The sequence below is a fragment of the Klebsiella michiganensis genome (assembly GCF_015139575.1).
Classification (GTDB): Bacteria; Pseudomonadota; Gammaproteobacteria; order Enterobacterales; family Enterobacteriaceae; genus Klebsiella; species Klebsiella michiganensis.
Window position 1 is genome coordinate 2,443,152 of record NZ_AP022547.1, and the last position, 25,622, is coordinate 2,468,773.

24 protein-coding genes are annotated in these 25,622 nt (G+C 55.2%); 18 read left to right on the forward strand and 6 right to left on the reverse strand.

The annotated features are described in order from the left end of the window. Positions 1 to 106: 106 nt before the first annotated feature. The 3 genes from ydiJ to JLG71_RS11520 all read left to right on the forward strand — a co-directional run bounded on the left by ydiJ (position 107) and on the right by JLG71_RS11520 (position 4,107). Positions 107 to 3,163: a D-2-hydroxyglutarate dehydrogenase YdiJ gene (gene ydiJ, locus JLG71_RS11510; RefSeq protein ID WP_200914218.1), complete on the forward strand. Its 3,057-nt coding sequence runs from the start codon at positions 107 to 109 to the stop codon at positions 3,161 to 3,163. Then, positions 3,160 to 3,570 (forward strand): 1,4-dihydroxy-2-naphthoyl-CoA hydrolase, encoded by a 411-nt coding sequence (menI, locus tag JLG71_RS11515; RefSeq protein ID WP_032749885.1) that lies wholly within the window; start codon positions 3,160 to 3,162, stop codon positions 3,568 to 3,570. Before ydiJ ends, menI begins: the two co-directional genes overlap by 4 nt. A gap of 288 nt (positions 3,571 to 3,858) precedes the next feature. After that, positions 3,859 to 4,107: a GlsB/YeaQ/YmgE family stress response membrane protein gene (locus JLG71_RS11520; protein WP_004102935.1), complete on the forward strand. Its 249-nt coding sequence runs from the start codon at positions 3,859 to 3,861 to the stop codon at positions 4,105 to 4,107. A 535-nt stretch (positions 4,108 to 4,642) separates the two neighbouring features. Here the strand turns inward: JLG71_RS11520 and JLG71_RS11525 are convergent. Further along, positions 4,643 to 5,272 carry a helix-turn-helix domain-containing protein gene (locus tag JLG71_RS11525; protein ID WP_025108218.1) on the reverse strand — a complete coding sequence of 210 codons (630 nt, stop codon included), beginning with the start codon at positions 5,270 to 5,272 and terminating at the stop codon, positions 4,643 to 4,645. Positions 5,273 to 5,350: 78 nt separating this feature from the next. Then, the gene (locus tag JLG71_RS11530) at positions 5,351 to 6,010 is read right to left on the reverse strand and encodes a helix-turn-helix domain-containing protein (RefSeq protein WP_200914220.1); all 660 of its coding nucleotides are present in this window, start codon (positions 6,008 to 6,010) and stop codon (positions 5,351 to 5,353) included. A 433-nt stretch (positions 6,011 to 6,443) separates the two neighbouring features. Between JLG71_RS11530 and JLG71_RS11535 the strand changes: the two genes are divergently transcribed. The 12 genes from JLG71_RS11535 to ldtE all read left to right on the forward strand — a co-directional run bounded on the left by JLG71_RS11535 (position 6,444) and on the right by ldtE (position 18,821). Then, on the forward strand, positions 6,444 to 6,974 hold the full coding sequence (locus JLG71_RS11535; protein ID WP_025108216.1) for a fimbrial protein: 531 nt from the start codon (positions 6,444 to 6,446) through the stop codon (positions 6,972 to 6,974). A 57-nt stretch (positions 6,975 to 7,031) separates the two neighbouring features. Then, positions 7,032 to 7,709 (forward strand): fimbrial biogenesis chaperone, encoded by a 678-nt coding sequence (locus JLG71_RS11540; RefSeq protein WP_049082327.1) that lies wholly within the window; start codon positions 7,032 to 7,034, stop codon positions 7,707 to 7,709. Positions 7,710 to 7,752: 43 nt separating this feature from the next. Beyond that, the gene (locus tag JLG71_RS11545) at positions 7,753 to 10,290 is read left to right on the forward strand and encodes a fimbria/pilus outer membrane usher protein (protein WP_200914221.1); all 2,538 of its coding nucleotides are present in this window, start codon (positions 7,753 to 7,755) and stop codon (positions 10,288 to 10,290) included. A gap of 2 nt (positions 10,291 to 10,292) precedes the next feature. Then, positions 10,293 to 11,240, forward strand: a complete 948-nt coding sequence (locus tag JLG71_RS11550) for a fimbrial protein (protein ID WP_064392488.1) — start codon at positions 10,293 to 10,295, stop codon at positions 11,238 to 11,240. An 11-nt stretch (positions 11,241 to 11,251) separates the two neighbouring features. Further along, positions 11,252 to 11,764: a fimbrial protein gene (locus JLG71_RS11555; RefSeq protein WP_064392489.1), complete on the forward strand. Its 513-nt coding sequence runs from the start codon at positions 11,252 to 11,254 to the stop codon at positions 11,762 to 11,764. Between the two features lie 444 nt (positions 11,765 to 12,208). Beyond that, positions 12,209 to 12,586, forward strand: coding sequence for a Fe-S cluster assembly scaffold SufA (gene sufA / locus JLG71_RS11560; RefSeq protein WP_004119171.1), 378 nt, complete (start codon positions 12,209 to 12,211; stop codon positions 12,584 to 12,586). A 2-nt stretch (positions 12,587 to 12,588) separates the two neighbouring features. Next, positions 12,589 to 14,076: a Fe-S cluster assembly protein SufB gene (gene sufB, locus JLG71_RS11565; protein ID WP_064375356.1), complete on the forward strand. Its 1,488-nt coding sequence runs from the start codon at positions 12,589 to 12,591 to the stop codon at positions 14,074 to 14,076. 16 nt (positions 14,077 to 14,092) lie between these two features. After that, on the forward strand, positions 14,093 to 14,839 hold the full coding sequence (gene sufC, locus JLG71_RS11570; protein ID WP_004851743.1) for a Fe-S cluster assembly ATPase SufC: 747 nt from the start codon (positions 14,093 to 14,095) through the stop codon (positions 14,837 to 14,839). Further along, a complete protein-coding gene (sufD, locus tag JLG71_RS11575; RefSeq protein WP_064392494.1) occupies positions 14,814 to 16,088 on the forward strand; it encodes a Fe-S cluster assembly protein SufD in 1,275 nt (424 codons plus the stop codon). The genes sufC and sufD overlap by 26 nt, the downstream gene beginning before the upstream one ends. Further along, positions 16,085 to 17,305 carry a cysteine desulfurase SufS gene (gene sufS, locus JLG71_RS11580; RefSeq protein WP_048262473.1) on the forward strand — a complete coding sequence of 407 codons (1,221 nt, stop codon included), beginning with the start codon at positions 16,085 to 16,087 and terminating at the stop codon, positions 17,303 to 17,305. The genes sufD and sufS overlap by 4 nt, the downstream gene beginning before the upstream one ends. An 11-nt stretch (positions 17,306 to 17,316) precedes the next feature. Next, a complete protein-coding gene (gene sufE, locus JLG71_RS11585) occupies positions 17,317 to 17,733 on the forward strand; it encodes a cysteine desulfuration protein SufE (RefSeq protein ID WP_004851737.1) in 417 nt (138 codons plus the stop codon). Between the two features lie 101 nt (positions 17,734 to 17,834). After that, a complete protein-coding gene (ldtE, locus tag JLG71_RS11590) occupies positions 17,835 to 18,821 on the forward strand; it encodes a L,D-transpeptidase LdtE (protein WP_200914222.1) in 987 nt (328 codons plus the stop codon). Positions 18,822 to 18,885: 64 nt separating this feature from the next. Here ldtE and lpp read toward each other — a convergent pair whose 3' ends face one another. From lpp to ynhH, 3 genes are all read right to left on the reverse strand, one after another. Further along, complete coding sequence (gene lpp / locus JLG71_RS11595; protein ID WP_003029373.1) at positions 18,886 to 19,122, reverse strand: murein lipoprotein Lpp; 237 nt, start codon at positions 19,120 to 19,122, stop codon at positions 18,886 to 18,888. Positions 19,123 to 19,434: 312 nt separating this feature from the next. Beyond that, the gene (gene pykF, locus JLG71_RS11600; protein ID WP_004119183.1) at positions 19,435 to 20,847 is read right to left on the reverse strand and encodes a pyruvate kinase PykF; all 1,413 of its coding nucleotides are present in this window, start codon (positions 20,845 to 20,847) and stop codon (positions 19,435 to 19,437) included. Then, positions 20,844 to 21,200 carry a protein YnhH gene (gene ynhH / locus JLG71_RS28675; RefSeq protein WP_418935780.1) on the reverse strand — a complete coding sequence of 119 codons (357 nt, stop codon included), beginning with the start codon at positions 21,198 to 21,200 and terminating at the stop codon, positions 20,844 to 20,846. Before ynhH ends, pykF begins: the two co-directional genes overlap by 4 nt. A 156-nt stretch (positions 21,201 to 21,356) precedes the next feature. Between ynhH and fumD the strand changes: the two genes are divergently transcribed. Beyond that, complete coding sequence (gene fumD, locus JLG71_RS11605; RefSeq protein WP_004851729.1) at positions 21,357 to 21,569, forward strand: fumarate hydratase FumD; 213 nt, start codon at positions 21,357 to 21,359, stop codon at positions 21,567 to 21,569. Positions 21,570 to 21,592: 23 nt separating this feature from the next. On the opposite strand, the gene JLG71_RS11610 is transcribed toward fumD, so the two are convergent. Continuing rightward, positions 21,593 to 22,231, reverse strand: coding sequence for a TetR/AcrR family transcriptional regulator (locus JLG71_RS11610; RefSeq protein WP_014229708.1), 639 nt, complete (start codon positions 22,229 to 22,231; stop codon positions 21,593 to 21,595). A 126-nt stretch (positions 22,232 to 22,357) separates the two neighbouring features. On the opposite strand from JLG71_RS11610, the gene JLG71_RS11615 reads away from it, so the two are divergent. Together JLG71_RS11615 and JLG71_RS11620 are read left to right on the forward strand one after the other, a co-directional pair. Beyond that, on the forward strand, positions 22,358 to 24,211 hold the full coding sequence (locus JLG71_RS11615; protein ID WP_048262470.1) for a bifunctional sugar phosphate isomerase/epimerase/4-hydroxyphenylpyruvate dioxygenase family protein: 1,854 nt from the start codon (positions 22,358 to 22,360) through the stop codon (positions 24,209 to 24,211). Between the two features lie 79 nt (positions 24,212 to 24,290). Next, positions 24,291 to 25,610, forward strand: a complete 1,320-nt coding sequence (locus JLG71_RS11620; RefSeq protein WP_048262468.1) for an MFS transporter — start codon at positions 24,291 to 24,293, stop codon at positions 25,608 to 25,610. Positions 25,611 to 25,622 lie beyond the last annotated feature (12 nt).

Consider the following 25,622-nt stretch of genomic DNA (forward strand, 5'->3'; position numbering starts at 1 on the left):
CTTAATTCTGGCGGGCGCATATGAAAAAAATGTGATAAAAAGTTGTGTGCACTACGCAAACGTTTAATCACTTACAACACAACATAGTCAGGCAGGGTCGAGCGTCATGATCCCACAGATTTCTCAAGCGCCAGGTGTCGTTCAGCTGGTGCTGAATTTTTTGCAGGTACTGGAGCAACAAGGTTTTACCGGTGATACCGCCACCAGCTACGCCGACAGGCTAACGATGGCGACTGATAACAGTGTATATCAACTGTTGCCGGATGCGGTTTTATTCCCCCGCTCCACGGCAGACGTCGCTCTGCTGGCAAGACTGGCTGCGGAAGAACGTTTTAAATCACTGATCTTTACCCCGCGCGGGGGCGGTACCGGCACCAACGGTCAGGCGCTCAACGCCGGGATCATCGTCGATATGTCCCGCTATATGAACCGCATTATTGAAATCAACCCCGAAGAAGGGTGGGTGCGGGTGGAAGCCGGGGTCATTAAAGATCAGCTCAATCAGTTCCTTAAACCGTACGGCTACTTTTTTGCGCCGGAACTGTCGACCAGCAACCGCGCCACGCTTGGCGGGATGATCAACACCGATGCTTCCGGGCAGGGCTCGCTGGTCTACGGGAAAACCTCCGATCACGTGCTCGGCGTGCGCTCGGTGCTGATCGGCGGCGACATTCTGGATACGCAGCCGATTCCGGCGGCGCTGGCGGAAACGCTGGGCGCAGAACAGTCGGCGATCGGGCGTATTTACCGCACGGTCTATCAGCGCTGCAAAGCGCAGCGGCAGCTGGTTATCGATAAATTCCCCAAACTTAACCGCTTCCTGACGGGCTACGATTTACGCCACGTCTTTAATGACGAGATGAGCGAATTCGATCTGACCCGCATACTGACCGGTTCAGAAGGGACGCTGGCGTTTATTACCGAAGCGCGGCTGGATATTACCCGCTTACCGAAAGTACGCCGCCTGGTTAACGTTAAGTACGATTCCTTTAACTCCGCGCTGCGCAACGCGCCGTTTATGGTCGAAGCGAAGGCGCTGTCGGTCGAAACCGTCGACTCAAAAGTGCTGAATCTGGCACGGGAAGATATTGTCTGGCATTCGGTCAGCGAGCTCATTACCGACGTTGCGGATAAAGAGATGCTGGGGCTGAATATCGTTGAGTTCGCCGGTGATGACGCCGAACTGATCGACGGCCAGGTGACAACCCTGTGCCAGCGCCTGGATGAGCTGATGGCGCGCGGCGAAGCGGGCGTTATCGGCTGGCAGGTTTGCCACGATCTGGACGGCGTTGAGCGCATCTACGCGATGCGGAAAAAAGCCGTTGGCCTGCTGGGGAATGCCAAAGGGGCCGCTAAACCGATACCCTTCGCCGAAGATACCTGCGTGCCGCCGGAGCATCTGGCCGACTATATTGTGGAATTTCGCGCGCTGCTTGACGGTCATGGCCTGAGCTACGGCATGTTTGGCCATGTGGATGCCGGCGTGCTGCACGTGCGGCCGGCGCTGGATATGTGCGATCCGCAGCAAGAGATGCTGATGAAGCGCATCTCCGATGACGTCGTAGCCTTAACCGCCAAGTATGGCGGCCTTCTGTGGGGGGAACACGGGAAAGGCTTCCGCGCCGAATATAGCCCGGCGTTCTTTGGGGCAGAACTGTTTGGCGAGCTGCGCAAGATTAAAGCCGCGTTTGACCCGGATAACCGTCTGAACCCCGGTAAAATATGCCCGCCGGAAGGCGTGGATGCGCCGATGATGAAGGTGGATGCGGTTAAGCGCGGGACCTTCGATCGGCAGATCCCCATTGCCGTGCGCAGCTCGTGGCGCGGCGCGATGGAGTGTAATGGCAACGGTCTGTGCTTCAACTTTGATGCCAAAAGCCCGATGTGTCCGTCGATGAAGGTCAGCAACCACCGTATTCACTCGCCGAAGGGGCGGGCCACGCTGGTGCGAGAATGGCTGCGCCTGCTGGCGGATCGCGGCGTCGACCCCAATCAGCTGGAAAAAGATCTGCCGGAAAAACGCGCCAGCCTGCGTACCCTGGTGGAGCGCACCCGCAATAGCTGGCACGCGCGTAAGGGAGAGTACGATTTCTCGCATGAGGTCAAGGAGGCGATGTCCGGCTGTCTGGCCTGTAAAGCCTGCTCGACCCAGTGCCCGATTAAGATCGACGTTCCGGAGTTCCGGTCGCGTTTCCTCCAGCTTTACCACAGCCGCTACCTGCGGCCGGTCCGCGATCATCTGGTGGCGGCGGTTGAATCCTACGCGCCGCTGATGGCGCATGCGCCGAAGACGTTCAACTTCTTTATTAATCAGCCGTGGATGCGCAAGCTATCGGAAAAGCATATCGGTATGGTCGATCTCCCGCTGCTCTCCGTCCCGTCGCTGAAGCAGCAGATGGTCGGTCATCGTTCGGCGAATACCACGCTGGAGCAGCTGGAAGCGCTGAGCGCAGAGCAGAAAGCGAAAAGGGTGCTGGTGGTTCAGGATCCGTTTACCAGCTATTACGATGCGCAGGTGGTTGCCGATTTTGTTCAACTGGTCGAAAAGCTAGGCTACCAGCCGGTGCTGCTGCCGTTTTCGCCAAACGGTAAAGCCCAGCATATTAAGGGCTTCCTGACGCGATTCGCGCGCACCGCGCAGAAAACCGCCGATTTCCTGAACCGGGTGGCCCAGCTCGGCATGCCGATGGTGGGGGTCGATCCGGCGCTGGTGCTCTGCTATCGCGATGAATACAACCAGGTGCTCGGCGACAAGCGCGGCGATTTCCGCGTGATGCTGGTGCATGAGTGGCTGCCGCAGGCGCTGTCGGCAACCGCTGCGCAGGAGCAGGGCGGCGAGTCGTGGTATCTGTTTGGCCATTGTACCGAGGTCACGGCGCTTCCCGCTTCCACCAAACAGTGGGCGGATATCTTCGCGCGTTTTGGCGCGAAGCTGGAAAACGTTAACGTGGGCTGCTGCGGCATGGCCGGTACCTACGGTCATGAAGTGAAGAACCACGCCAACTCGCTGGCTATCTACGCGCTCTCCTGGCAGCAGGCGATGCAGCGCCTGCCGCGTAATCGTTGTCTGGTCACCGGCTACTCCTGTCGTAGCCAGGTGAAGCGTATTGAAGGCAGCGGCGTACGCCATCCGCTGCAGGCGCTACTGGAGATTATGGGATGATTTGGAAACGTCAGAGCACCCTGGAACAGCTGAACGCCATGGGCGACGGGAATATGGTCGGCCTGCTGGATATTCGCTTCGAGGCCCTTACCGATGACGCCATCGAGGCCACCATGCCGGTAGATAGCCGCACCCATCAGCCGTTTGGGCTGCTGCACGGCGGCGCGTCGGTGGTATTAGCGGAAACTTTAGGCTCGGTGGCCGGCTATCTGTGCAGCGAAGGCGAGCAGAAGGTGGTGGGGCTGGAGGTCAATGCTAACCATATCCGTTCGGTTCGCAGCGGAAGGGTTCGCGGCGTGTGCCGCGCGCTGCACGTCGGCTCCCGTCATCAGGTGTGGCAAATCGACATCTCTGATGAACAAGGGCGCCTTTGCTGTTCGTCGCGGCTGACAACCGCAGTCATCTAAGTTAGCAAGGGGGAAATTTCCCCCTTGCTGCTTTTGTATTCCGCTTCCAGTTGCACTTTTAATAAGAAAAATCCTGGCTTATTGCTGCCTCTCCCGAGGTTTTAATTATTCACGATGCGATACTTCCGCTTGCTGATTATTTGCCCGGTACGCGTTCAGGGCGTAGACCATTATCCCCGTGCTGACAAGTCTATGTATGCTAAATATAATTTTATGAAACATCATTAATATTTATGCTAATCTTTCTATACCAGATATTTACAAGGTAACAAGAGGACGGAGTTAGCTATGGGTATCATTTCATGGATCATTTTTGGGCTTATTGCCGGTATTTTAGCCAAGTGGATTATGCCGGGGAAAGACGGCGGCGGATTTATCGTTACCGTAATTCTGGGTGTCATCGGTGCAGTTGTCGGGGGTTGGATTAGTACTTTCTTCGGCTTTGGCCGTGTAGATGGTTTTAATTTCGGCAGCTTTGTCGTGGCGGTGATTGGTGCGCTGGTTGTCCTGTTTATCTACAGGAAGATCAGGAGCTAATTCGCTCTTCGTATCAGTAACGCCATAAAGTGAAGAGGCTGCCACCATCGTTGGCAGCCTTTTTAATATTCGCACCATGCCCGACAGGGCAATATCCCCTCTCTGAACGCTTATCCCGGAATACGCTGGCAGGTCAGGCCGCGCGGGGGAACGGTACGATTTCGATTTGGATCGGGTTCGTAGCGAATAGACTGGCCTGTCCGGCGACGGCGAGTCGTACTGATTTTACGGGGGGGAAGAGGTTAATCGAGCAACACGCTAATAATTAACAACACGACCATACACATCGACATGACATCTGTTTCTATATCCATAATTCAGTACTACACAGGTTCCCGAACGGTCGCCAGGGCGACATTGCGTAAAAGATGAAGGAAATTTAGCAGCGCATTCTACATGAGCCAGTCAGCAGTGAATAAATCTTTATTTCTGTGAAATGACAATACTTATAATGAAAACGAATAGAATTTGTTGCATGAATGCATTTCGGCGCGCAGGCCGGATCGCGAGAGGGCAGAAAGCCCAATCCGCATAATCAGTACTTAGCAGGAAGTTTGTTGATTTTTATGAGTTTCCCCTCTTCCATTTCGATAAAACCACCGGTTTTCAGCGCCGCCAGAATGCGCATTACGCCGCTGCGGGAAAGCCGGGTTTTCTCTCTGATATATCTTTCAGCCGTCACGCTGTAGCGATAACCCTCCTCTTCCTCCATGAGCTTGATCAGCTGCTGGCGAATCATCTCGTACGCCGTTGGCGTGCCCTGGGGCATAACGTTATGATAGAGGCGGTTATAGACAAACATCAGCTGTTTAGAGAGCAGTCCCCATAGCGCCTTCTCTCTAATGATTTCCTCGACGCGACGGGTTGTGAGTACGCCAATCTGGCACGGCGTGACGGTTTTAAAATAGTCATCAAAGTAAATGTCCGTCAGGTTAGCGAGGCCGAAAAGGGCGGGACTGAGCGCCGTGGAAAGCATCATATTGTCACTTCTTCGGTATATCGCTATCGTCCCCTCCAGAAGGAGATAACACATCCCCTGACCGTTAACCTGAAGATCAAACTGCTCGCCGCGGCCCGTTCGGTACGTCGTGCAGTAGGGCTGCAAATGAGAAATAAATTCCTGTGCGTAAGGGGAGCCGCGGAAGGGTTGATTTGCAGATGGCATAGTCAGAAAATCCTGAAGGAGATCGGACTTATTATAACCTCGCGCGTATCTCTTGCCACTCCGAAGATACATGAACAATCAATACTTTCGCGGCAGGTGGTGGATGTCAATCAGCACTCCGCGCTCCATGGTAATGCATTTACCCGTTCGTAGCTCTGCGAGGATGCGCATAACGCCGCTGCGGGAAAGATAGGTTCGACTTTTGATATAGGCCGCCGCGGTGATACTTTGCCGGATAGCTTCGGGCTCTTGCATTAATTCAACAAGTTGAAAACGGATGATGTCATAGGCTGACATTTGCGATATTTGCGCGCAGTGCTCATAAACTCTTGATGCGGTATAGATCAGCAGCTTTGAAAAATGCTCCCATAAGTTCTGTTGCGCCACTACGCGATTAAACGTTTCCAGCGAAACGGCCGCAATTTCCGATGTTTCCAGTACCCTGACGTAAAGTCGTTCAGAGGAAAACTGGCTACACACGCCGAGAAGAAATGGCGATGACTCAGAATTTAAAACAATCCCGTCTCCGCGACGATGCAGCGCGACGCTACCCTGGATAAGTAAAAAACACTGACGAACGTTATTATCGTAATAATGGACGATCTCCCCTTTCGAGACTATTCGTCTCTCGGCGTACGGCAGGACATTATCAATTAATTTCTCAATGTGCTTAAAGGGTTTTATCTCAAGTACTTCCGCTGGCTCGTTGCCGAATTCAGGAATAATTCTCGTGTTCATAAGATACCTCACTAACTTATGCGATCGTTTTTTGATCGATGTTGGGAATTATCTTAAAAAACAGCATCTCAGGGAATATTGGCGCCGGGTCTAATAATAGACTCGGGTGGATTATGGTTATAATTAATTGATTTTATTGATTTTGTCTCGCCAGTCCAAAAGTAGACCGGGGTCAGTGTGATTAAGTAATTTCTTAATTTGAATGTTTTATTTTTGTTAATTTCGAGTCTACATTTAGACCGCGAAATAGATTGTGCGCTGAAAAAATGTTGTATAAATTTTGTCTCGTCGGCAGGGGTAATCCGGTTTTAATAAAATGAAATAGTGGTGTGATATATACCACTGTTTCCCGGCAATATATTAAAGCAATGGCAAAATGCGTTTATTAAATATTTTGCCTGAATGTAAATAAAGTAAAACAGGATGTGTCGTTATGAAAAAGAAAATTGTTATTGCGATACTTGCAGCAGGTTCTGCATTATCAATGACTCAGGCTTTCGCAGCAGCGGGTACCGTTAATTTTAATGGCAATATTTTGGATGCCGCCTGCGACATCGATGTCGCGTCAAAGGACCAGGTGGTTGTTTTGGGCGATTATTATAAAACTGAATTTCCGGTAGCCGGTTCGAGAACCGCCGCGACGAAATTCGATATTATTTTGAAGAACTGTCCGGTGACGGTTAACAATGCCAAAGTCCGCTTTGATGGCACGCCTGATTTAAGTAACTCCAGCCTGCTGGCTATTGACTCGTCGGTCGCTGGCGCAGCCTCCGGTGTCGCGATTAATCTGATGACGGCGGATAAAGCCGATCTGCCTCTGCACGGCAGCAACGGTTACTCCTACCCGCTCACCAGCACCGCTGATAATACGCTGAATTTCTATGCTCAGTATGTGTCGACCACTGCGACGGTGGTTGCCGGCCCAGCTAACTCGGTCGCGAACTTCTCAGTGGTTTACAACTAAGTTTCTGCAGTAATCAGTAGGGGGCCGGCCCGGCCCCTTTGTTTTAAGAGGTATTAAATGCGTTTTATCAGAACAATTGGCCTGGCGATAACAATGTTAACGCTGGTGCAGGCAACCGCCACTGCCGGGGTAATTATTGGCGGCACGCGGATCATTTTCGATGGTGCAAAAAAAGAAGCGTCAATCAGCGTTAATAATCCTGATGCGACGCCTTATTTAATTCAGTCATGGATAGATGAGCAGGAAGGTGGTTCTGGTAAAGCGCCTTTTATTATTACGCCACCGATGTATCGCCTCGATAGCGGACAAAAAAATATTGAGCGAATTGTCGCGACAGGTTCACTGCCTCAGGCCAAAGAAAGTTTATTCTGGATAAATATTAAAGCGATTCCCTCGGCAACAAAGCAGATGAACTCCCTGCAAATTGCCGTAAAAACGCGCATCAAGCTGATTTATCGTCCCGTTACGCTTCGCGCCTCAACGCCGGAGGAACAGGCAAATAAACTCACCTGGCAAAGAAGCGGCAATGAACTTCAGGTTAATAACCCAACGCCTTACGTCATTAATTTCAATGAAATTACCGTGGGCGGAAAAATGCTTGCCCAGGTGACCTACGTCATGCCGGGTTCGACCACCCGGTTCCGCTTGCCGGACGGGGCCTCCGGCAATGCCCTGACATTTAAAGTTATTAATGACTATGGCAGCCCCGGTCCGTCACATCAAGCCAGTTTGTAATCCCTGAACAAATGGCAAGCCCAGCGTTAAATAGGTAATAGCGATGACAATAAAAAATAATAAGTTGCGACCTGCTCGTCTGGCTACGCTTATCGCCATAGTGTTGAGCGGTTTCTCTCCGGAACTGTATGCCAGTGATTCGTTTAATACGGCCCTGGTAGAGCTGGATAATCCCGGCGTGGGTAAAGCGGATTTATCGGCTTTTGAATCGGGCTCTCAGGCGCCGGGAACATACCATGTGGATATTATTCTTGATGACCAGTTAATGGACACCCGGGATATTCCTTTTTCGATGGCAAAGACCGGGGGCGGTAATGAGGTATTGCAGCCCTGTCTGAGCGTGGAACAATTAAAACAGTGGGGAGTGAAAACCGAACTTTTTCCCCAGCTGTCGGTAGAAAATAGTGATTGCGCCAATCTCCAGGCTATTCCGCAAGCCAGCGCTGATTTTCAGTTTGGCGCCCAGCGGCTGGTTATCAGCATTCCCCAGGCGGCGATCGACCTGCCGGCCAGGGGCTATGTACCGCCGGAAATGTGGGATGAGGGGATTACTGCGGCATTGCTCAATTACAGCCTGAGCGGAGCGAACACTCGGGCGAAAACGGGCCAGGGCGGCAGAAGCGACACCCAGTATGCGAACCTGCGTCCGGGGATCAATATAGGGCCGTGGCGTTTTCGCAACTATACCACCTGGTCACGGGAGTCCTCCGGCCAGGATAAATGGGATACCGTTTATACCTACGCGCAGCGGGCCATTATTCCTCTGAAAGCCCAGCTTACCGTTGGTGACAGCTCTGCGCCTGCCGACGTGTTCGACAGTATGCCGTTTCGCGGCGGCCAGCTGGCATCCGATGACGACATGCTGCCGGATTCTCTTAAGGGCTATGCGCCCGTAGTACGTGGCATTGCCCGAACCAATGCGCAGGTCGTGGTGCGCCAGAACGGCTACCAGATCTACCAAAGCTACGTTGCGCCGGGCGCCTTTGAAATCACGGATATGTATCCTACCGGCGGGGCAGGCGATCTCGACGTGACGATTAAAGAAGCCGATGGCAGCGAACAGCACTTCACGCTGCCCTACGCCTCGCTGCCGGTACTGCAGCGGGAAGGCCGGTTCAAATACGCCATCACCGGCGGGCAGTATCGTTCATATAACAGCAGCGTGGATAAAACCCCTTTCGGGCAGGCAACGGCAATTTATGGCCTGCAGCATGGCTTTACCCTCTATGGCGGCCTGCAGGAGTCAAGCAAATATCAGTCGCTGGCATTCGGCGTGGGTAAAAATATGGGGGCGTTAGGCGCTATCTCCACGGATGTCACGCAGGCCTGGTCAACGCCGGATAAAACGGAAAAATCGCGCGGCCAATCCTGGCGAGCGCGATACAGCAAAAACTTCATCGATACCGGGACCAACTTTTCCATTGCGGGATACCGCTATTCCACCAGCGGCTATTACGGGATGCAGGAAGTTCTGGACTCATATGGAGACAGCAGCGCGCTGCAGGACCGCAGGCGTAACCGCGCGGAGCTGACGATGAGCCAGACGCTGAGCCGCGAACTGGGATCGCTAACCCTCAGCGCGGCGAGGGAAGATTACTGGAACTCCGCCAGGTCGATGGCTTCGTGGAGCGTCGGATACAACAACTACTGGCGCAATATCAGCTACGGCCTGACCTGGACATACAGCAAAAATGGCAGCGCGACGTCAAACGACAGCGCGAATAACAGCGCCCACGACCAGCTGCTGGCGTTTAACGTCAGCGTACCGTTGGATAAATTCCTCCCGCAAACGTGGGCCAGCTATGGCATGAACGCCAGCAAGAATGGTGGAACGACGCATAATATCGGCATGAACGGCGTCGCGCTGGAGAACAACTCGCTGAACTGGAACGTCCAGCAGGGTTACGGTACGGATGGCGTGGGTTACACCGGCAATATGAACGGTGACTATAAAGGGACGTACGGCGAAGTGACGGCGGGGTATAGCTACGACAAAAACAGCGAGCGGCTTAATTATGGTCTGCAGGGGGGCGTTATCGCCCACGCCGATGGTATCACGCTTTCCCAACCGCTCGGTGAAACCAATGCCCTGATAAAAGCCCCCGGCGCACACGGCGTGAATATTCGCAACCAACCCGGCGCGCGCACGGACTACCGGGGATATACGGTAGTCAGCAATATTTCCGTCTATCGAAAAAACGACCTGACGCTCGATCCGCAAAATATGCCTGAGGATGTAGAGCTGGAGATAAACACCGACACGGTTACCCCGACGCGAGGCGCGGTGGTGCGCGCCGATTATCTTTCCAAAGTGGGGCGCAGGGTCCTGATGACCTTAACCGACAATAACCGCTTCGTGCCGTTCGGGGCGGTGGTGACGCTTGCGGATGATAATAAGAGCAGCTTTATCGTTGGCGATCGCGGCCAGGTTTTTTTAAGCGGAATGCGCGAGCAGGGGGCGATCTTCGTCACGTGGGGCCGCCAGTCCAGCCAACAGTGCCGTGCTGATTTCAGCCTGCCGAAACAATCAACCTACGCTGGAATAACAGAAGTTAGCGCCAGTTGCCACCAGGAACGTTAAACATGAGATTGATTTACTCTGTTATTTTGCTCGGCTTGATAGCCGGATGGAATAGCGCGCGTGCCGGAACCTGCACCACCATTACCCCGCAGATCTCCACTCTGTCCGTGGGAACGATTACCGTACCGCGTGATGCGCCGGTCGGGACCGTTATTTTTTCGGGGGGCGGGACATATACGGGCTCCTACCTTTCCGGCTGTACTAACCCACTCATGCTGGGTTTCAGCATGCGATATAATAATGCGACGCTGAGCAGCTACGGTAATCACGTTTACAACACTAATATTAGCGGTATTGGTATTCGTTTTTCATCAAACGCTTATTTTGAAAATCCAAGTAATACATTCTCCTATAACGCACAGACCTCTTATGTCGACTGGTACGGCGGCAACATACAGCTGGTGGTGACCGGGCCGGTATCATCGGGCGCATTAACGCCGGGAACGATCGGGGTGGTGACGCTCCAGGGCAGCGACGGCGTCTACCGTGATGGCCTGACCGCAACGCTGACCGATGGGACAATCAACGCCCTGGCCTGCAGTATCACTACGCCTCAGTTGAACTTCATCATTGGCGATATTCCCGCTTCAACGTTCGGCTCGACGGTAGGCACCACGCCCGCTGGCGCGCAGAATACGCAAAATCTGGGGTTAAGCTGCAGCGCCGGCACCAATATCACCGTTTCGCTGAGCGGCGTACAAAATCCCGATAGCGCCAACCCCAGCGTAATGGCATTAACGGGGCAGGGCAGCGCCGGGACGGCAAAAGGCGTCGGCGTGCAGCTTTTATATAATGGCGCGCCGCTGTCCATCAATAGCCCGCTGTTATTAAAACGGTCATCGGGCGGGCAAGAAACGCTGCCGCTGACGGCCCGTTATTATCAGACCTTAACTTCCGTTGAGTCCGGCTCGGCAAATGCGACCGCCACGCTTAATTTGACGTACCAGTAACGGGTGAAAAAATGAAAATACGCCATAAAAAATTGCTTATTCTGACGCTGCTGTGCTGGAACGTTTTTTCTGCCGACAGCGTGACGATGGGGGTGACGGGAAATATTGTCGCCTCGCCCTGTATATTCAATGGGGGAAACAGCAACCTCGATGTCAATCTGGGCGATATTCAGGCAACCAATATGGCCACGCCCGGGTCATCCTCCGACCCTGTGGCCTTTAATTTGCTGTTTACCAACTGTCCGGCGGGAACGCGCAGCGTAACGGCCTCCTTCACCGGCGCTCCCGATCCGCTTGCCGGTCCTGACTATTATCTGAATAGCGGTACGGCAACCAACGTGGCGGTAGCGATGAGTGAAGCGGGCAGTGGTGCGCTAAAGGGAACGGGTTCCAGCATCACCTACAATATCGCGGCTGACAGAACCGCAACCCTGGCTATGCAGGCCTCGGTAAAATCGGTGCCAGGCGGTGCGACGCCCGGAAGCGTCAGTGCCGTTGTGGTCATGACGCTGCAGTACAATTAAACGGGCATCCGTTTAGCGATACGCGGTAGCGCCTTGATCGCCGCCATGGCGCTGCCCTTTTAATTTCCGTGGTTATCGCGGTCTTTTTGCCTCATGACCGGGAAAGATAACGTCCGCCATTTCTCCTTTTTACCCGCAGGACGTGATTGTGACTCTTTTGCCCTTCACGGCGGGTTCCGTGCAACGCAAATTCGCTATCTCAAAAATAGGTATTTCCGATGCATATTTTAACTTTCCTGCAATTTCTACCTTTCTGTCACTGAAATGCATTATTAATCAATGCATTGAACAATTTATTCCATCTCCGATATCTCTTCTGTCAGGGTCTATGCTTATAAAAAGCACTGAATGGGGAAATACCCCTTCTCTGGATGGGTTGAAGTGATAATCATTATCACTAACATAGCGATATGGCCCGATGGCGTCAACCTATGAGGTAGAGCGATGAATTCACATGCAGGAACTTTCAATCCCGAAGATTTTAGCTGGCGTGGGCTGGTCATGACCCCAGCCGCCGCCGCCCATATTCGCGATCTGGTCCGCAAACAGCCGGATATGCAGGGGCTGCGGCTTGGCGTTAAAACCAGCGGCTGCGCCGGATTTGGCTACGTTCTCGAGCTAATTGCTGAACCGGCGAAAGACGATCTGTTATTTGAGCGCGATGGCGCGAAGCTGTGGGCGCCGCTGCAGGCGATGCCGTTTATCGACGGCACCGAACTCGATTACGTTCGCGAAGGCTTAAATCAGATCTTCAAATTTCATAACCCTAAAGCCCAGCACGAATGCGGCTGCGGCGAAAGTTTTGGCGTTCAGGCGGAGTAACTATGTCTCGTAATACTGAAGCAACTGACGATGTCAAAACCTGGAGCGGCGGGCCACTCAACTATAAAGAAGGCTTTTTCACTCAGCTACGGACCGATGAGCTGGCGAAAGGCATAAATGAAGAGGTGGTCAGGGCGATTTCTGCACGCCGCAATGAGCCAGAATGGATGCTGGAGTTTCGTCTGAACGCGTTTAAGGCCTGGCAGGCGATGGAAGAGCCGCACTGGCTGAAGGCGCACTACGACAAGCTGAACTATCAGGATTACAGCTATTATTCAGCCCCCTCCTGCGGCAACTGCGATGATACCTGCGCCTCTGAGCCCGGCGCGCTGCAGCAAACGGGGTCCAGCGCGTTTCTGACCAGCGAAGTCGAAGAGGCGTTTAACCTTCTCGGCGTGCCGGTGCGGGAAGGACGGGAAGTGGCCGTCGACGCCATTTTTGACTCGGTTTCGGTGGCGACCACCTATCGCGAAAAGCTGGCGGAACAGGGGATTATTTTCTGTTCCTTCGGCGAAGCGATCCACGATCACCCGGAACTGGTGAAGAAATACCTCGGCACCGTGGTGCCGGGCAACGACAACTTCTTTGCCGCCCTCAACGCGGCGGTGGCGTCCGACGGCACCTTTATCTATGTGCCCAAAGGCGTACGCTGCCCGATGGAGCTGTCGACCTATTTCCGCATCAACGCGGAAAAAACCGGCCAGTTCGAACGCACCATTCTGATCGCCGACGAAGGCAGCTACGTGAGCTATATCGAAGGCTGTTCGGCGCCGGTACGCGATAGCTACCAGCTGCACGCGGCGGTGGTCGAGGTGATTATTCATAAAGACGCCGAGGTGAAGTACTCCACGGTGCAAAACTGGTTCCCCGGCGACAACAATACCGGCGGGATCCTCAACTTCGTCACCAAGCGCGCCCTGTGCGAAGGCGAGAATAGCAAAATGTCGTGGACCCAGTCGGAAACCGGCTCGGCGATCACCTGGAAGTATCCGAGCTGCATTCTGCGCGGGGATAACTCCATCGGCGAGTTCTTCTCGGTGGCGCTGACCAGCGGCCATCAGCAGGCGGACACCGGCACCAAGATGATCCATATCGGCAAAAACACCCGTTCGACGATTATCTCGAAGGGCATTTCCGCCGGCCACAGCCAGAACAGCTATCGCGGTCTGGTCAAAATCATGCCGACGGCGACCAACGCGCGCAACTTCACCCAGTGTGACTCCATGCTGATTGGCCCGGACAGCGGGGCGCATACCTTCCCGTACGTGGAATGCCGCAACAACAGCGCGCAGCTGGAGCACGAAGCGACCACCTCCCGTATCGGCGAAGATCAGCTGTTCTACTGCCTGCAGCGCGGAATCAGCGAAGACGATGCGATTTCGATGATCGTCAACGGTTTCTGTAAAGACGTCTTCTCAGAGCTGCCGCTGGAGTTTGCCGTAGAAGCGCAAAAATTACTGGCAATTAGCCTTGAACACAGCGTCGGCTGATAACAAAGGAAATAAGATGTTAAGTATAAAAAATTTGCAGGTCGCCGTTGAAGACAAAGCGATCCTGCGCGGGCTGGATCTGGAGGTTCGCCCCGGCGAAGTGCACGCCATTATGGGCCCGAACGGCTCCGGGAAAAGTACGCTCTCCGCTACGCTGGCCGGGCGTGAAGACTATGAAGTGACCGGCGGCAGCGTGGCGTTTAAAGGCAAAGATTTACTGGAACTCTCCCCTGAAGATCGCGCCGGTGAAGGCATCTTCATGGCCTTCCAGTATCCGGTGGAAATTCCCGGCGTCAGCAATCAGTTTTTCCTGCAAACCGCGCTCAACGCCGTGCGCAGCTATCGTGGCCAGGAGCAGCTTGACCGTTTTGACTTCCAGGACCTGATGGAAGACAAAATAAAGCTGCTGAAGATGCCGGAGGATCTGCTGACCCGCTCGGTTAACGTCGGCTTCTCCGGCGGCGAGAAAAAGCGCAACGATATCCTGCAGATGGCGGTGCTGGAACCGGAGCTGTGCATCCTGGACGAGTCCGATTCCGGGCTGGATATCGACGCGCTGAAGATTGTCTCTGACGGCGTCAACTCCCTGCGCGACGGCAAGCGCTCTTTTATTATCGTCACCCACTATCAGCGCATTCTCGATTATATCAAGCCGGATTACGTCCACGTGCTGTACCAGGGGCGAATCGTCAAATCCGGCGATTTTACTCTGGTCAAACAACTGGAGGAGCAGGGCTATGGCTGGCTTACCGAACAGCAGTAACGCGCTGCAGCAGTGGCACCATCTGTTTGAGTCCCAAAGCGGGCAGCGCAGCCCGCAGGCGCATCAGCACCTGCAACAGCTGCTGCGCCTGGGGTTGCCAACGCGTAAACACGAAAACTGGAAATATACCCCGCTGGACGCGCTACTGAATCAGACCTTTGTCGCCGCTCAGCCGCAGACGCTGACGGCGGCCCGGCGCGACGAACTGGCGTTAACGGTAGAGGCATGGCGGCTGGTGTTTATTGATGGTCAGTTTAGCGCGAGCCTGAGCGACGATCTGGCCGCCAGCGGCTATGACGTGCAGGTGGATAATGAGCGTCAGCAGCTGCCTGACGCCGTTCAGCCCGAAGTGTTTCTGCATTTGACCGAAAGCCTGGCGACCACCGTTACCCATATCCGGGTCAGGCGCAACCAGCGCCCGGATAAACCGCTGCTGATTATGCACCTGACGCGCGGGCTGGCGAGCGATGAAATGAACACCGTCCACTATCGCCACCATCTGGCGCTGGAGAGCGGCGCGCAGGCGACCATCATCGAACACTATCTGAGCCTGAACGATGAGCGCCACTTTACCGGCGCAAGGCTGACGATGACCGTGGCGGATAACGCCCACCTGCAGCATATCAAGCTGGCGTTTGAGAACGCGCAAAGCTACCACTTTGCCCATAACGACCTGGCGCTCGGGCGCGACGCCTCCGCTTTCAGCAGCAGTTTTCTGCTCGGTAGCTCGGTACTGCGCCACCACACCAGCACGCAGTTGAAGGGGGAAAACAGCACCCTGCGGATTAACTCGCTGGCGATGCCGGTCAACGGCGAAGTCTGCGACAGTCGCACCTGGCTCGATCATCAGGTCGGGTACTGTAACAGCCGCCAGCTGCATAAAACCATCGTCAACGATAAAGGGCGGGCGGTGTTTAATGGCCTGATTAACGTCGCGCAGCATGCGATCAAAACCGACGGCCAGATGACCAACAACAACCTGCTGCTGGGCCGCTTATCCGAAGTGGATACCAAACCGCAGCTGGAGATTTACGCTGACGACGTGAAGTGCAGCCACGGGGCGACCATCGGGCGTATTGATGACGAACAGCTGTTTTATCTGCGCTCGCGCGGCATTACGCAGCAGGCGGCGCAGCAGATGATTCTTTACGCCTTTGCCGCGGAGCTCACGGAAGCGATCGACGATGAGGCGCTCAGGCAGCAGATACTGGCGCGTATTGGCCAGCGTTTGCCGGGAGGTAAGGCATGACATTTTCTGTGGAACGCGTGCGCGCGGATTTCCCGCTTCTCAATCGCGAGGTTAATGGCCAGCCGCTGGCCTACCTCGACAGCGCCGCCAGCGCGCAGAAGCCGGAAGCGGTGATTAACGCCGAGGCGGAATTTTACCGCCACGGCTATGCGGCGGTGCATCGCGGCATTCATACCCTCAGCGCGGAAGCCACGGCGAGCATGGAGCAGGTGCGCCAGCGGGCGGCGACGTTCCTCAACGCCCGCTCGGCGGAGGAACTGGTGTTTGTTCGCGGCACCACGGAAGGCATTAACCTCGTGGCGAACAGCTGGGGAAACGCCAACGTCGGCGCGGGCGACAACATCATCGTCAGCGCGATGGAGCATCACGCCAATATCGTGCCGTGGCAGATGCTGTGCGCCAGAGCGGGGGCGCAGCTGCGGGTGATCCCGCTGAATCAGGACGGTACGCTGCAGCTGGATGCAATCCCCGGCCTGTTTGACGAGCGTACCCGCCTGCTGGCCATTACCCAGGTATCGAACGTGCTGGGAACCGAAAATCCCATCGCCGCTCTGACGGCGTTGGCCCATCAGCACGGCGCCAAAGTGCTGGTGGACGGCGCGCAGGCGGTGATGCATCATCCGGTGGACGTGCAGGCGCTGGAGTGCGACTTTTACGCCTTCTCCGCCCACAAGCTGTACGGTCCCACCGGCATCGGCGTGCTCTACGTCAAGCAGGACATTTTGCAGGAGATGGCGCCGTGGGAAGGGGGCGGGTCGATGATCGCCACGGTCAGCCTGACGGAAGGCACGACCTGGGCAAAAGCGCCGTGGCGCTTCGAGGCGGGAACGCCGAATACCGGCGGCATCATCGGGCTGGGCGCGGCGCTGGATTACGTCAGCGCGCTGGGGCTGACGCACATCGCGGAATATGAACAGACCCTGATGCGCTACGCGCTGCAGGCGCTGGAGAACGTGGCGGATTTAACCCTTTACGGCCCGCAAGATCGCCTGGGAGCGATCGCCTTTAATCTCGGCAAACATCATGCTTATGATGTCGGCAGCTTCCTCGATAACTACGGTATTGCGGTGCGGACCGGGCACCACTGCGCCATGCCGCTGATGGCGTTCTACGGCGTGCCGGCCATGTGTCGGGCATCGCTGGCGATGTACAATACGACGGAGGAGGTGGACCGACTGGTAGCGGGGCTACAGCGGATCCACAAATTATTAAGCTAAAGGAAGCAACTATGGCGGCGTTACCGGACAGAGACAAACTGCTGCGCAACTTTAGCCGTTGTGCAAACTGGGAAGAGAAGTATCTCTATATTATTGAACTGGGTCAGCGCCTGGCGCCGCTGAGCCCGGAGGAACACACCGCGCAGAACATCATTCAGGGCTGCCAGAGCCAGGTGTGGATCGTGATGACGCAGGAGCAGAGCGGCGCGATTGCGCTTCGCGGCGACAGCGATGCGGCCATCGTCAAAGGTCTTATCGCGGTGGTGTTTATCCTCTATGACCAGATGACCGCCAAAGATATCACCGCGTTTGACGTGCGTCCGTGGTTTGAAAAAATGGCCCTGACGCAGCACCTTACCCCCTCGCGGTCGCAAGGACTGGAAGCCATGATCCGCGCAATTCGCGCGAAAGCAGCAAATCTTAGCTAGAATAAAACAGTAGATTTCATTCTGTTATGCACGACGGGAGGCTCGCCTCCCGTCGTGCATAACAGGCCTGGCGTTTTATCAGCGAAAGAAGGAATCTCAGTATGAAACGCGCTTCTCTTATCACCATTGCCCTTCTGAGCGCCCTCAGCGCGTCCCACGCCGCCTGGGCCGTTGATTATCCCCTTCCTCCTGCCAACAGTCGTCTGATTGGTGAGAACCAGTTCTGGACGGTACAGGAGGGTGACCGCAACCTGCAGGCGATTGCCCGTCGTTTTGATACGGCGGCGATGCTGATCCTTGAAGCGAACGATACCATTGCGCCGGTGCAGCCTAAACCGGGTACTCAGGTGCTGATACCTTCGCAGATGCTGCTGCCGGACGTGCCGCGTGAGGGCATCGTCGTCAACCTGGCCGAGCTGCGTCTGTACTACTTCCCGCCGGGCGTCAATCAGGTGCAGGTCTATCCCCTGGGGATTGGTCAGCAGGGGCTGGAGACGCCGGAAATGACGACCCGCATAGGGCAGAAAATCCCGAACCCCACCTGGACGCCGACGGCGGGCATCCGCGCCCGTTCGCTGGAGAAGGGGATTAAACTGCCGCCGCTCGTGCCCGCAGGGCCGAATAACCCGCTAGGCCGCTATGCGCTCCGTCTGGCGTACGGTAACGGTGAATATCTGATTCATGGCACCAGCGCGCCGGACAGCGTGGGTCTGCGCGTCAGCTCCGGCTGTATGCGCATGAACGCGGCGGATATCCAGTCTTTATTCAATCAGGTGAAAAGCGGGACGCCGGTACGGATTATCAACCAGCCGGTCAAGTTCGCCGTGGAGCCGGACGGTAAGCGCTATGTTGAAGTTCATCGCCCGTTGACGCCGGATGAGGCCAGCAATGCGCAGACCATGGCCTATACGCTTCCGGCGGAGTTTCATCAATTCTCGGGGGATAAAGCGGTTGATGAGGCGCAGCTTAAACGCGCGCTGACCCGGCGGGCAGGATATCCGGTGGTGGTATCGGCTAGCGGAAGCACCGCGTCGAGCCTGTCGGTACAGAATAATACGCCGGTAGATGAAGCGAAAAGGGTGCAGTAGGCGGGAAAAGGTAAGGCAAAAAAAATGGCGCACAATGTGCGCCATTTTTATTACACAGATACTATTACTTGCGGTATTTAGTAGCTGCGTTGTCCAGACGCTGGTTAGCGCGAGCTGCGTCATCTTTAGCAGCCTGAACGTCGGAACGCATTGCGTTCACGTCGTTGCTCAGCTGGTCAACTTTAGCGTTCAGAGTCTGAACGTCAGAAGACAGCTGATCGATTTTAGCATTGCTGGAGCAACCAGCCAGCAGAGTAGAACCCAGGATTACCGCGCCCAGTACCAGTTTAGTACGATTCATTATTAATACCCTCTAGATTGAGTTAATCTCCATGTAGCGTTACAAGTATTACACAAACTTTTTTGTGATGAGAATATTTTTTTACCTGAATGCACTTATTTTTGATCGTTCGCTCAAAGAAGCATCGAAATCATCACGTAACTTTAAAAAGGCGAGTGAAAACAGCGCGCTTCCATCGGATTCATCTTAGATAATCTCGCATTAAATAGTAAATTCCGATTTGCATTTTTATTAATAGCGGCTAGTGCCAGAATAAAAAAAAGCGCCCCGAAGAGGCGCTTTTAAAGGAAATACTAATTAACCTGTAAATTATTACAGCACGTGCACGGAAGCGGTATTGGTGGTTCCGCTCGGGACCAACGCGCCGGAGACCATAACAACCACGTCGCCTTTACGCGCCAGGCCGCTCTGCAGCGCCAGCTCTTTACCCTGGATATAGAAGGCATCGGTAGAAGAGATATCTTCAACCAGCTGCGCCACAACGCCTTTGCTCAGCACCAGCTGACGCGCGGTCGTTTCATTGGTGGTCAGCGCCAGGATGGTGGCATCCGGGAAGTATTTACGTACGGCGCGCGCGGATTTACCGCCCTGGGTTGCCACAACGATCAGCGGCGCTTCCAGTTTTTCAGCCGTTTCAACCGCACCGCGGCAAACCGCTTCGGTGATGCGCAGCTTACGGTTGTCGTTGTTGTATTCAAGACGGCTGGTCATCACGCGGTCGGTACGCTCGCAGATGGTCGCCATGATGGTGACCGCTTCCAGCGGGTATTTACCTTTTGCGGATTCGCCGGACAGCATAACTGCGTCGGTGCCGTCGAGGATGGCGTTAGCCACGTCGCCTGCTTCCGCACGGGTCGGACGCGGGTTTTTGATCATAGAATCCAGCATCTGAGTCGCGGTGATAACGACTTTACGCGCGCGGATACATTTTTCGATCATCATCTTCTGCGCGAAGATCACTTCTTCAACCGGGATTTCAACGCCCAGGTCGCCACGCGCAACCATGATGCCGTCAGAGGCTTCGAGGATCTCGTCGAAGTTGTTCAGGCCTTCCTGGTTTTCAATTTTGGAGATGATCTGGATCTTCTCGCCGCCGTGGGCTTTCAGGTGTTCACGGATTTCAACAACGTCAGAACGCTTACGGATAAAGGAGGCCGCAACAAAGTCAACGCCCTGTTCGCAACCGAAGATCAGGTCCTGCTTGTCTTTTTCGGCCAGCGCTGGCAGAGCGATAGACACGCCCGGCAGGTTAACGCCTTTGTTCTCGCCAAGGTCGCCGTTGTTCAGTACTTTACAAACAACTTTGTTGCCTTCGATAGCGGTGACTTCCATACCGATCAGACCATCGTCAACCAGTACGGTGTTGCCGACGCTCAGGTCGCTGGTGAAACCTTCATAGGTCACCGCAACGATTTCGTTATTACCGACAACGGATTTGTCGGTGGTGAAGGTAAAGGTCTGGCCCGCTTTCAGAGAAACGTCGTTGCCGCCTTCCAGCTTAATGGTACGGATTTCCGGACCTTTGGTATCCAGAAGGATTGCCGCTTTCTTACCGGTTTTACTCATCACATTGCGCAGGTTCTGGATGCGCTGACCGTGTTCCGCGTAGTCACCGTGAGAGAAGTTCAGACGCATAACGTTCATGCCAGCGTCCAGCATTTTGGTCAACATCTCTTCGGATTCGGTTTTCGGACCGATGGTGCAAACAATTTTGGTCTTTTTCATGACAGTTTAATCTTTAAGTTGTGAAGGATAGGGATGGGGAATCTGACTCCGTGGGCGCACTGCCGCAGAGTTAAACCTGTATTACGAAAGTTGCTATGCCACGCTCTAAGGATAGGTGACAACAAAAGAGCGTGCAGAAGAATGTGTGCTGGCGGTTCAGCCCATGAAAAGAGGCAACGTGTTATGCGTTTAGTCATGCAATCCAATGCGCTGAAACCATTCAATAAGAATTTGTTGGGCATTATACGTTGCCAAATCCAAAAAAGAAAATGAAAACCATGTTTCATTTCTATAGTTATATACTTAACAAAATGCAAACTAATCCTACGCTTATGCGCAACACATTTTTTCATCAGCTGACAAGATAAAGAGGGCGGAAACGCGGGTTTATTCACAAGTTTGCCAGGGAAAAGCGGTCTCTGAGGCGCAAACGCGGAGCTGGTTTGATATACTCAGGAAATATATCAATAATGATTTGATTGATAATGAAAAATTGAGAGTGAAATAGAATGGGAAACACAGCCAAAGATGAGGCGCTGTATCAGGAAATGTGCCGGGTAGTGGGCAAAGTCGTGCTGGAGATGCGCGACCTGGGTCAGGAGCCAAAGCATATCGTTATCGCCGGCGTGGTGCGTACCGCCCTGGCGAACCCGAAAATCAAACGTTCCGCGCTGACGCAGGAAGCGATGGAGAAGGTGGTCCATGCGCTTTCCGGAAACTAGCCGCCGGGCGCTTCCCGCGCGCTTCAGGAAATCACAAAGCGAATAACCGCCTTGACGGCAATATCGCAGTGGTGGGCGACCATCGCTTCATCATCAATAGCCGGCATCGGATCGTCCAGGTAGAGGCTGCTGAACGTATAAAAGTTTGATACCTGGTAGAAGCTAAAGCTGCTGATCAATCGATGTACATCGCGCGCTTCCAGCCCTGCCTGAAACACCCCTTGCTGCTGCCCGCGCTGAAGAATATCTTCCAGGATCGACAGGGCGGTGCGGTTCAGCGGTTTCAGTTGACCTGAACTTTTCAGCCATTTCCCGCGCTGCATGTTTTCCATACAGATCACCCGCATATAGTCAGCGTGCGTGGCGTGATAGCGCACGCTCCACTTCACCAGCTGCACCAGCGCCTCTACCGGCGGTACGTTTTCCAGCCCGAGCTGCTGCTCGGTTTCGCGGATCCTCGCGTAGACGTGCTGCAGCACGGCCTGATAAAGCAGCTCTTTGGTCTTGAAGTAGTAGACCACCATGCGTTTGGTAGTCTGCGCTTCGGTGGCGATTTGCTCCATCCGCGCGCCCGACAGTCCATGCTCGGCGAAAACGGTAATGGCGGCGGCGAAGATCCGCTCTTTCAGAGACTGCGCTTCATCATGAGCAACGACGGACATAACGGCTCCTTTTCTTGAGATGCAAAAAATACACATATTGATCACAATTTTGCAACCAATCATGGCGCATTTGAACCAAATGATACATATTCAGGTCACTAAGTCAGCTAATGACCCGAGGACTCTATGTTGCGTTCCATCGCCACCGTCTCGATCTCCGGTACCTTACCCGAAAAGCTCCATGCCATCGCAGCGGCGGGCTATCAGGGCGTCGAAATCTTCGAAAACGATCTGCTCTATTATACCGGTACGCCGGCCGATATCCGCCACCTGGCGGCAGATTTAGGGCTAAAAATCACGCTTTTTCAACCATTTCGTGATTTTGAAGGCGCCAGCCGCGCCCAGTTTGCCGCCAACATGGAACGCGCCAGGCGCAAATTTGCGCTTATGCACGAGCTGGGCTGCGACACCCTGCTGCTGTGCAGCAACGTTCAGCCGGACTGTTCCGCCGATGTCGAGCTGCAGGTCGCCGACTTACGCGCCCTTGCTGCGCTGGCGGAGCAGGAACGCATCACGATTGGCTACGAGGCGCTGGCCTGGGGCACCCACGTCAACCGCTGGCATCAGGCGTGGGCGCGGGTCAAAAGCGTCGATAGCCCGGCGCTGGGCATCGTGCTCGACAGTTTCCACGTGCTGGCGCGCGGCGATACGCTGGCGCAGCTGGCGGATGTGCCGCTGGAAAAAATCACCTTTGTACAGATGGCCGACGCGCCGCTGATGAAAATGGATATTCTCGAATGGAGCCGCCACTTCCGCTGTTTTCCCGGCCAGGGGCAGCTGCCGCTGGTGGAGTTTGCCTGCGATCTTACCCGCCGCGGCTACTGCGGCCCCTGGTCGCTGGAGATCTTTAACGACAGCTTCCGCGCATCGCCCAACGGCGCGACGGCGAAAGATGGCTATCGCTCGCTGCTGTGGCTGGAAGAGCAGGTCCGTCAGCGGCTGCCGGAAAGCCGGGCGCCGCTGTTTTCCCCCGCTGAACTGCCCCTCTACGCCGGGCTGGAGTTTATCGAGTTTGCCGCCACGCCGGCGCAGGCGGGCGAACTCGGACACAGGCTGACGCAGCTCGGCTTTGCCGAAGAGGGGACGCATCGCTCAAAACGCGTCGCCCTCTGGCGCAACGGCGGGGCGAGGGTGGTGGTTAACGCCCAGCCGCATAGCTGGGCCGATCATTTTCACCAGCGTCACGGGGTTTCCCTCTGCGCCATGGCGCTGCGCGTCAGCCAGAGCGCGGCGATCGTGGAACGGGCCCGCGCCTTAGGCTACGCCACCTGGCAGGGCGATGCCGGGCCGAACGAAAGCCCCATCCCGGCGGTTTGCGCCCCCGACGGCAGCCTTATTTATCTGATTGAGATGGGGGACGATATCTACACCCGCGATTTTCATCTGCGCACGGACGTCACGCCGCGCGACGATTATCGGGGTATCGATCACCTGGCACTCGGCATGGAAGCGGACAGCCGCGATAACTGGATTATCTTTTTCCGCACCGTATTCGGCTTTACGCTCGAACATGAGCAGACCCTGCCCGATCCTTACGGGCTGGTGCGCAGCCTGGCGGTGCGCAGTCCGCAGGGCGACATTCGTCTCGCGCTCAATATTTCGCAAAGCCGCGCCACGCAAATTGCCCGTTCGGTAGCCTGTTATCAGGGAGCAGGTTTACAGCACGCGGCGTTTGCCTGCCACGATTTACCCTCCACGCTCGCCAGCCTGGCTCCGGTTGCGGTCAACGCGCTGCCGATTCCGGCGAACTACTATGAAGATCTGTTGGCCCGTTTTGGCGAGGATGTTCAGGTCAACCTGCTGAAGAATCATCAAATTCTTTACGATCGTGACGGAAGCGGCGGTGAATTCCTGCACCTTTATACCCGCCCGTTTTCTGCCGGACGCTTTTTCTTTGAACTGACCGAGCGGCGCAACGGTTACGCACTTTATGGTGCTGTAAATGCAGCTGTACGCTTGTCAGCAATGCAGTACACCTAGTAATGTAGCAAATGGTTCACAACCCAACGTCGCAAACACAATAACAACATCCGGCTGTACCCTATGACAGGAAACGACTATGAACTCTTATAGCCATAATCACACGACGGCCGCCGCCGCGTCCGGCGCGCGGCCTTCCCGGCGGCGTATCGGTATCCTTGCGCTGCTGGCGGTCGGCACCATGATCAACTATCTCGACCGCACGGTGCTGGGGATTGCCGCGCCGCAGCTGACCGCAGAGCTGGGTATTGATGCCGCGATGATGGGCATCGTATTCTCCGCCTTTGCCTGGACCTACGCGCTGGCGCAGATCCCCGGCGGCATCTTCCTTGACCGCTTCGGTAATAAAGTCACCTATTTTCTGGCGCTGACCCTGTGGTCGCTATTCACCCTGTTCCACGGCCTGGCGGTCGGCCTGAAAACCCTGCTGCTGTGCCGTTTTGGCCTCGGCGTCAGCGAAGCCCCCTGTTTCCCGGTGAACAGCCGGGTGGTGAGCGCCTGGTTCCCGCAGCAGGAGCGCGCCAAGGCGACGGCGGTCTATACCGTCGGCGAATATCTCGGGCTGGCCTGTTTTGCGCCGCTGCTGTTCTGGATAATGGGCAGCTTTGGCTGGCGCGCGCTGTTTATTAGCGTCGGCGCCGCCGGCGTGATGTTCGCGCTGGTGTGGTGGCGCTGCTATCGCGAGCCGCATGAGGATAAACACCTCAATCAGCTGGAGCGCGAGCACATCGTCAACGGCGGCGGAATGTCCACCGGCGCAGAGCAGCATACCGCCTTTAGCTGGCCGCTGATCCGCCAACTGCTGGCGAAACGGCAGATTCTCGGCGCCAGCATCGGGCAGTTTGCCGGTAATACGGTGCTGGTCTTCTTCCTGACCTGGTTTCCAACCTATCTGGCCACCGAGCGCCATATGCCGTGGATTAAGGTCGGCTTCTTCGCCATCATGCCGTTTCTGGCGGCGGCGGGCGGCGTGATGTTCGGCGGCTGGGTCTCCGATAAGCTGCTGAAGGCCACCGGCTCGGCGAACCTCGGGCGTAAGCTACCGATCATTGCCGGTCTGCTGATGGCGAGCACCATTATCTCCGCCAACTGGCTGACCAGCGATCTGGCGGTAATTCTGGTGATGTCGTTCGCCTTTTTTGGTCAGGGGATGGTCGGGCTGGGCTGGACGTTGATCTCCGACATCGCGCCGAAAGGCCTTGGCGGTCTGACCGGCGGCCTGTTTAACTTCTGCGCTAACCTCGCCGGGATCCTGACGCCGCTGATTATCGGTTTCATTGTTGCCGCCTCCGGCAACTTCTTTTACGCGCTGATTTATATCGGCGGCGCAGCGCTGCTGGGCGTGGCGGCTTATGTCTTTATCCTGGGCGATGTCAAGCGTATCGAACTTTCGCAGTAACGTGATGCAGTC

Excerpts from the sequence above, each read along its gene's own strand:
- ydiJ (WP_200914218.1), top strand. The coding sequence starts at position 107 with ATGATCCCACAGATTTCTCAAGCGCCAGGTGTCGTTCAGCTGGTGCTG.
- menI (WP_032749885.1), top strand. The coding sequence starts at position 3,160 with ATGATTTGGAAACGTCAGAGCACCCTGGAACAGCTGAACGCCATGGGC.
- JLG71_RS11520 (WP_004102935.1), top strand. The coding sequence starts at position 3,859 with ATGGGTATCATTTCATGGATCATTTTTGGGCTTATTGCCGGTATTTTA.
- JLG71_RS11525 (WP_025108218.1), bottom strand. The coding sequence starts at position 5,272 with ATGCCATCTGCAAATCAACCCTTCCGCGGCTCCCCTTACGCACAGGAA.
- JLG71_RS11530 (WP_200914220.1), bottom strand. The coding sequence starts at position 6,010 with ATGAACACGAGAATTATTCCTGAATTCGGCAACGAGCCAGCGGAAGTA.
- JLG71_RS11535 (WP_025108216.1), top strand. The coding sequence starts at position 6,444 with ATGAAAAAGAAAATTGTTATTGCGATACTTGCAGCAGGTTCTGCATTA.
- JLG71_RS11540 (WP_049082327.1), top strand. The coding sequence starts at position 7,032 with ATGCGTTTTATCAGAACAATTGGCCTGGCGATAACAATGTTAACGCTG.
- JLG71_RS11545 (WP_200914221.1), top strand. The coding sequence starts at position 7,753 with ATGACAATAAAAAATAATAAGTTGCGACCTGCTCGTCTGGCTACGCTT.
- JLG71_RS11550 (WP_064392488.1), top strand. The coding sequence starts at position 10,293 with ATGAGATTGATTTACTCTGTTATTTTGCTCGGCTTGATAGCCGGATGG.
- JLG71_RS11555 (WP_064392489.1), top strand. The coding sequence starts at position 11,252 with ATGAAAATACGCCATAAAAAATTGCTTATTCTGACGCTGCTGTGCTGG.
- sufA (WP_004119171.1), top strand. The coding sequence starts at position 12,209 with ATGAATTCACATGCAGGAACTTTCAATCCCGAAGATTTTAGCTGGCGT.
- sufB (WP_064375356.1), top strand. The coding sequence starts at position 12,589 with ATGTCTCGTAATACTGAAGCAACTGACGATGTCAAAACCTGGAGCGGC.
- sufC (WP_004851743.1), top strand. The coding sequence starts at position 14,093 with ATGTTAAGTATAAAAAATTTGCAGGTCGCCGTTGAAGACAAAGCGATC.
- sufD (WP_064392494.1), top strand. The coding sequence starts at position 14,814 with ATGGCTGGCTTACCGAACAGCAGTAACGCGCTGCAGCAGTGGCACCAT.
- sufS (WP_048262473.1), top strand. The coding sequence starts at position 16,085 with ATGACATTTTCTGTGGAACGCGTGCGCGCGGATTTCCCGCTTCTCAAT.
- sufE (WP_004851737.1), top strand. The coding sequence starts at position 17,317 with ATGGCGGCGTTACCGGACAGAGACAAACTGCTGCGCAACTTTAGCCGT.
- ldtE (WP_200914222.1), top strand. The coding sequence starts at position 17,835 with ATGAAACGCGCTTCTCTTATCACCATTGCCCTTCTGAGCGCCCTCAGC.
- lpp (WP_003029373.1), bottom strand. The coding sequence starts at position 19,122 with ATGAATCGTACTAAACTGGTACTGGGCGCGGTAATCCTGGGTTCTACT.
- pykF (WP_004119183.1), bottom strand. The coding sequence starts at position 20,847 with ATGAAAAAGACCAAAATTGTTTGCACCATCGGTCCGAAAACCGAATCC.
- ynhH (WP_418935780.1), bottom strand. The coding sequence starts at position 21,200 with ATGAAAAAATGTGTTGCGCATAAGCGTAGGATTAGTTTGCATTTTGTT.
- fumD (WP_004851729.1), top strand. The coding sequence starts at position 21,357 with ATGGGAAACACAGCCAAAGATGAGGCGCTGTATCAGGAAATGTGCCGG.
- JLG71_RS11610 (WP_014229708.1), bottom strand. The coding sequence starts at position 22,231 with ATGTCCGTCGTTGCTCATGATGAAGCGCAGTCTCTGAAAGAGCGGATC.
- JLG71_RS11615 (WP_048262470.1), top strand. The coding sequence starts at position 22,358 with ATGTTGCGTTCCATCGCCACCGTCTCGATCTCCGGTACCTTACCCGAA.
- JLG71_RS11620 (WP_048262468.1), top strand. The coding sequence starts at position 24,291 with ATGAACTCTTATAGCCATAATCACACGACGGCCGCCGCCGCGTCCGGC.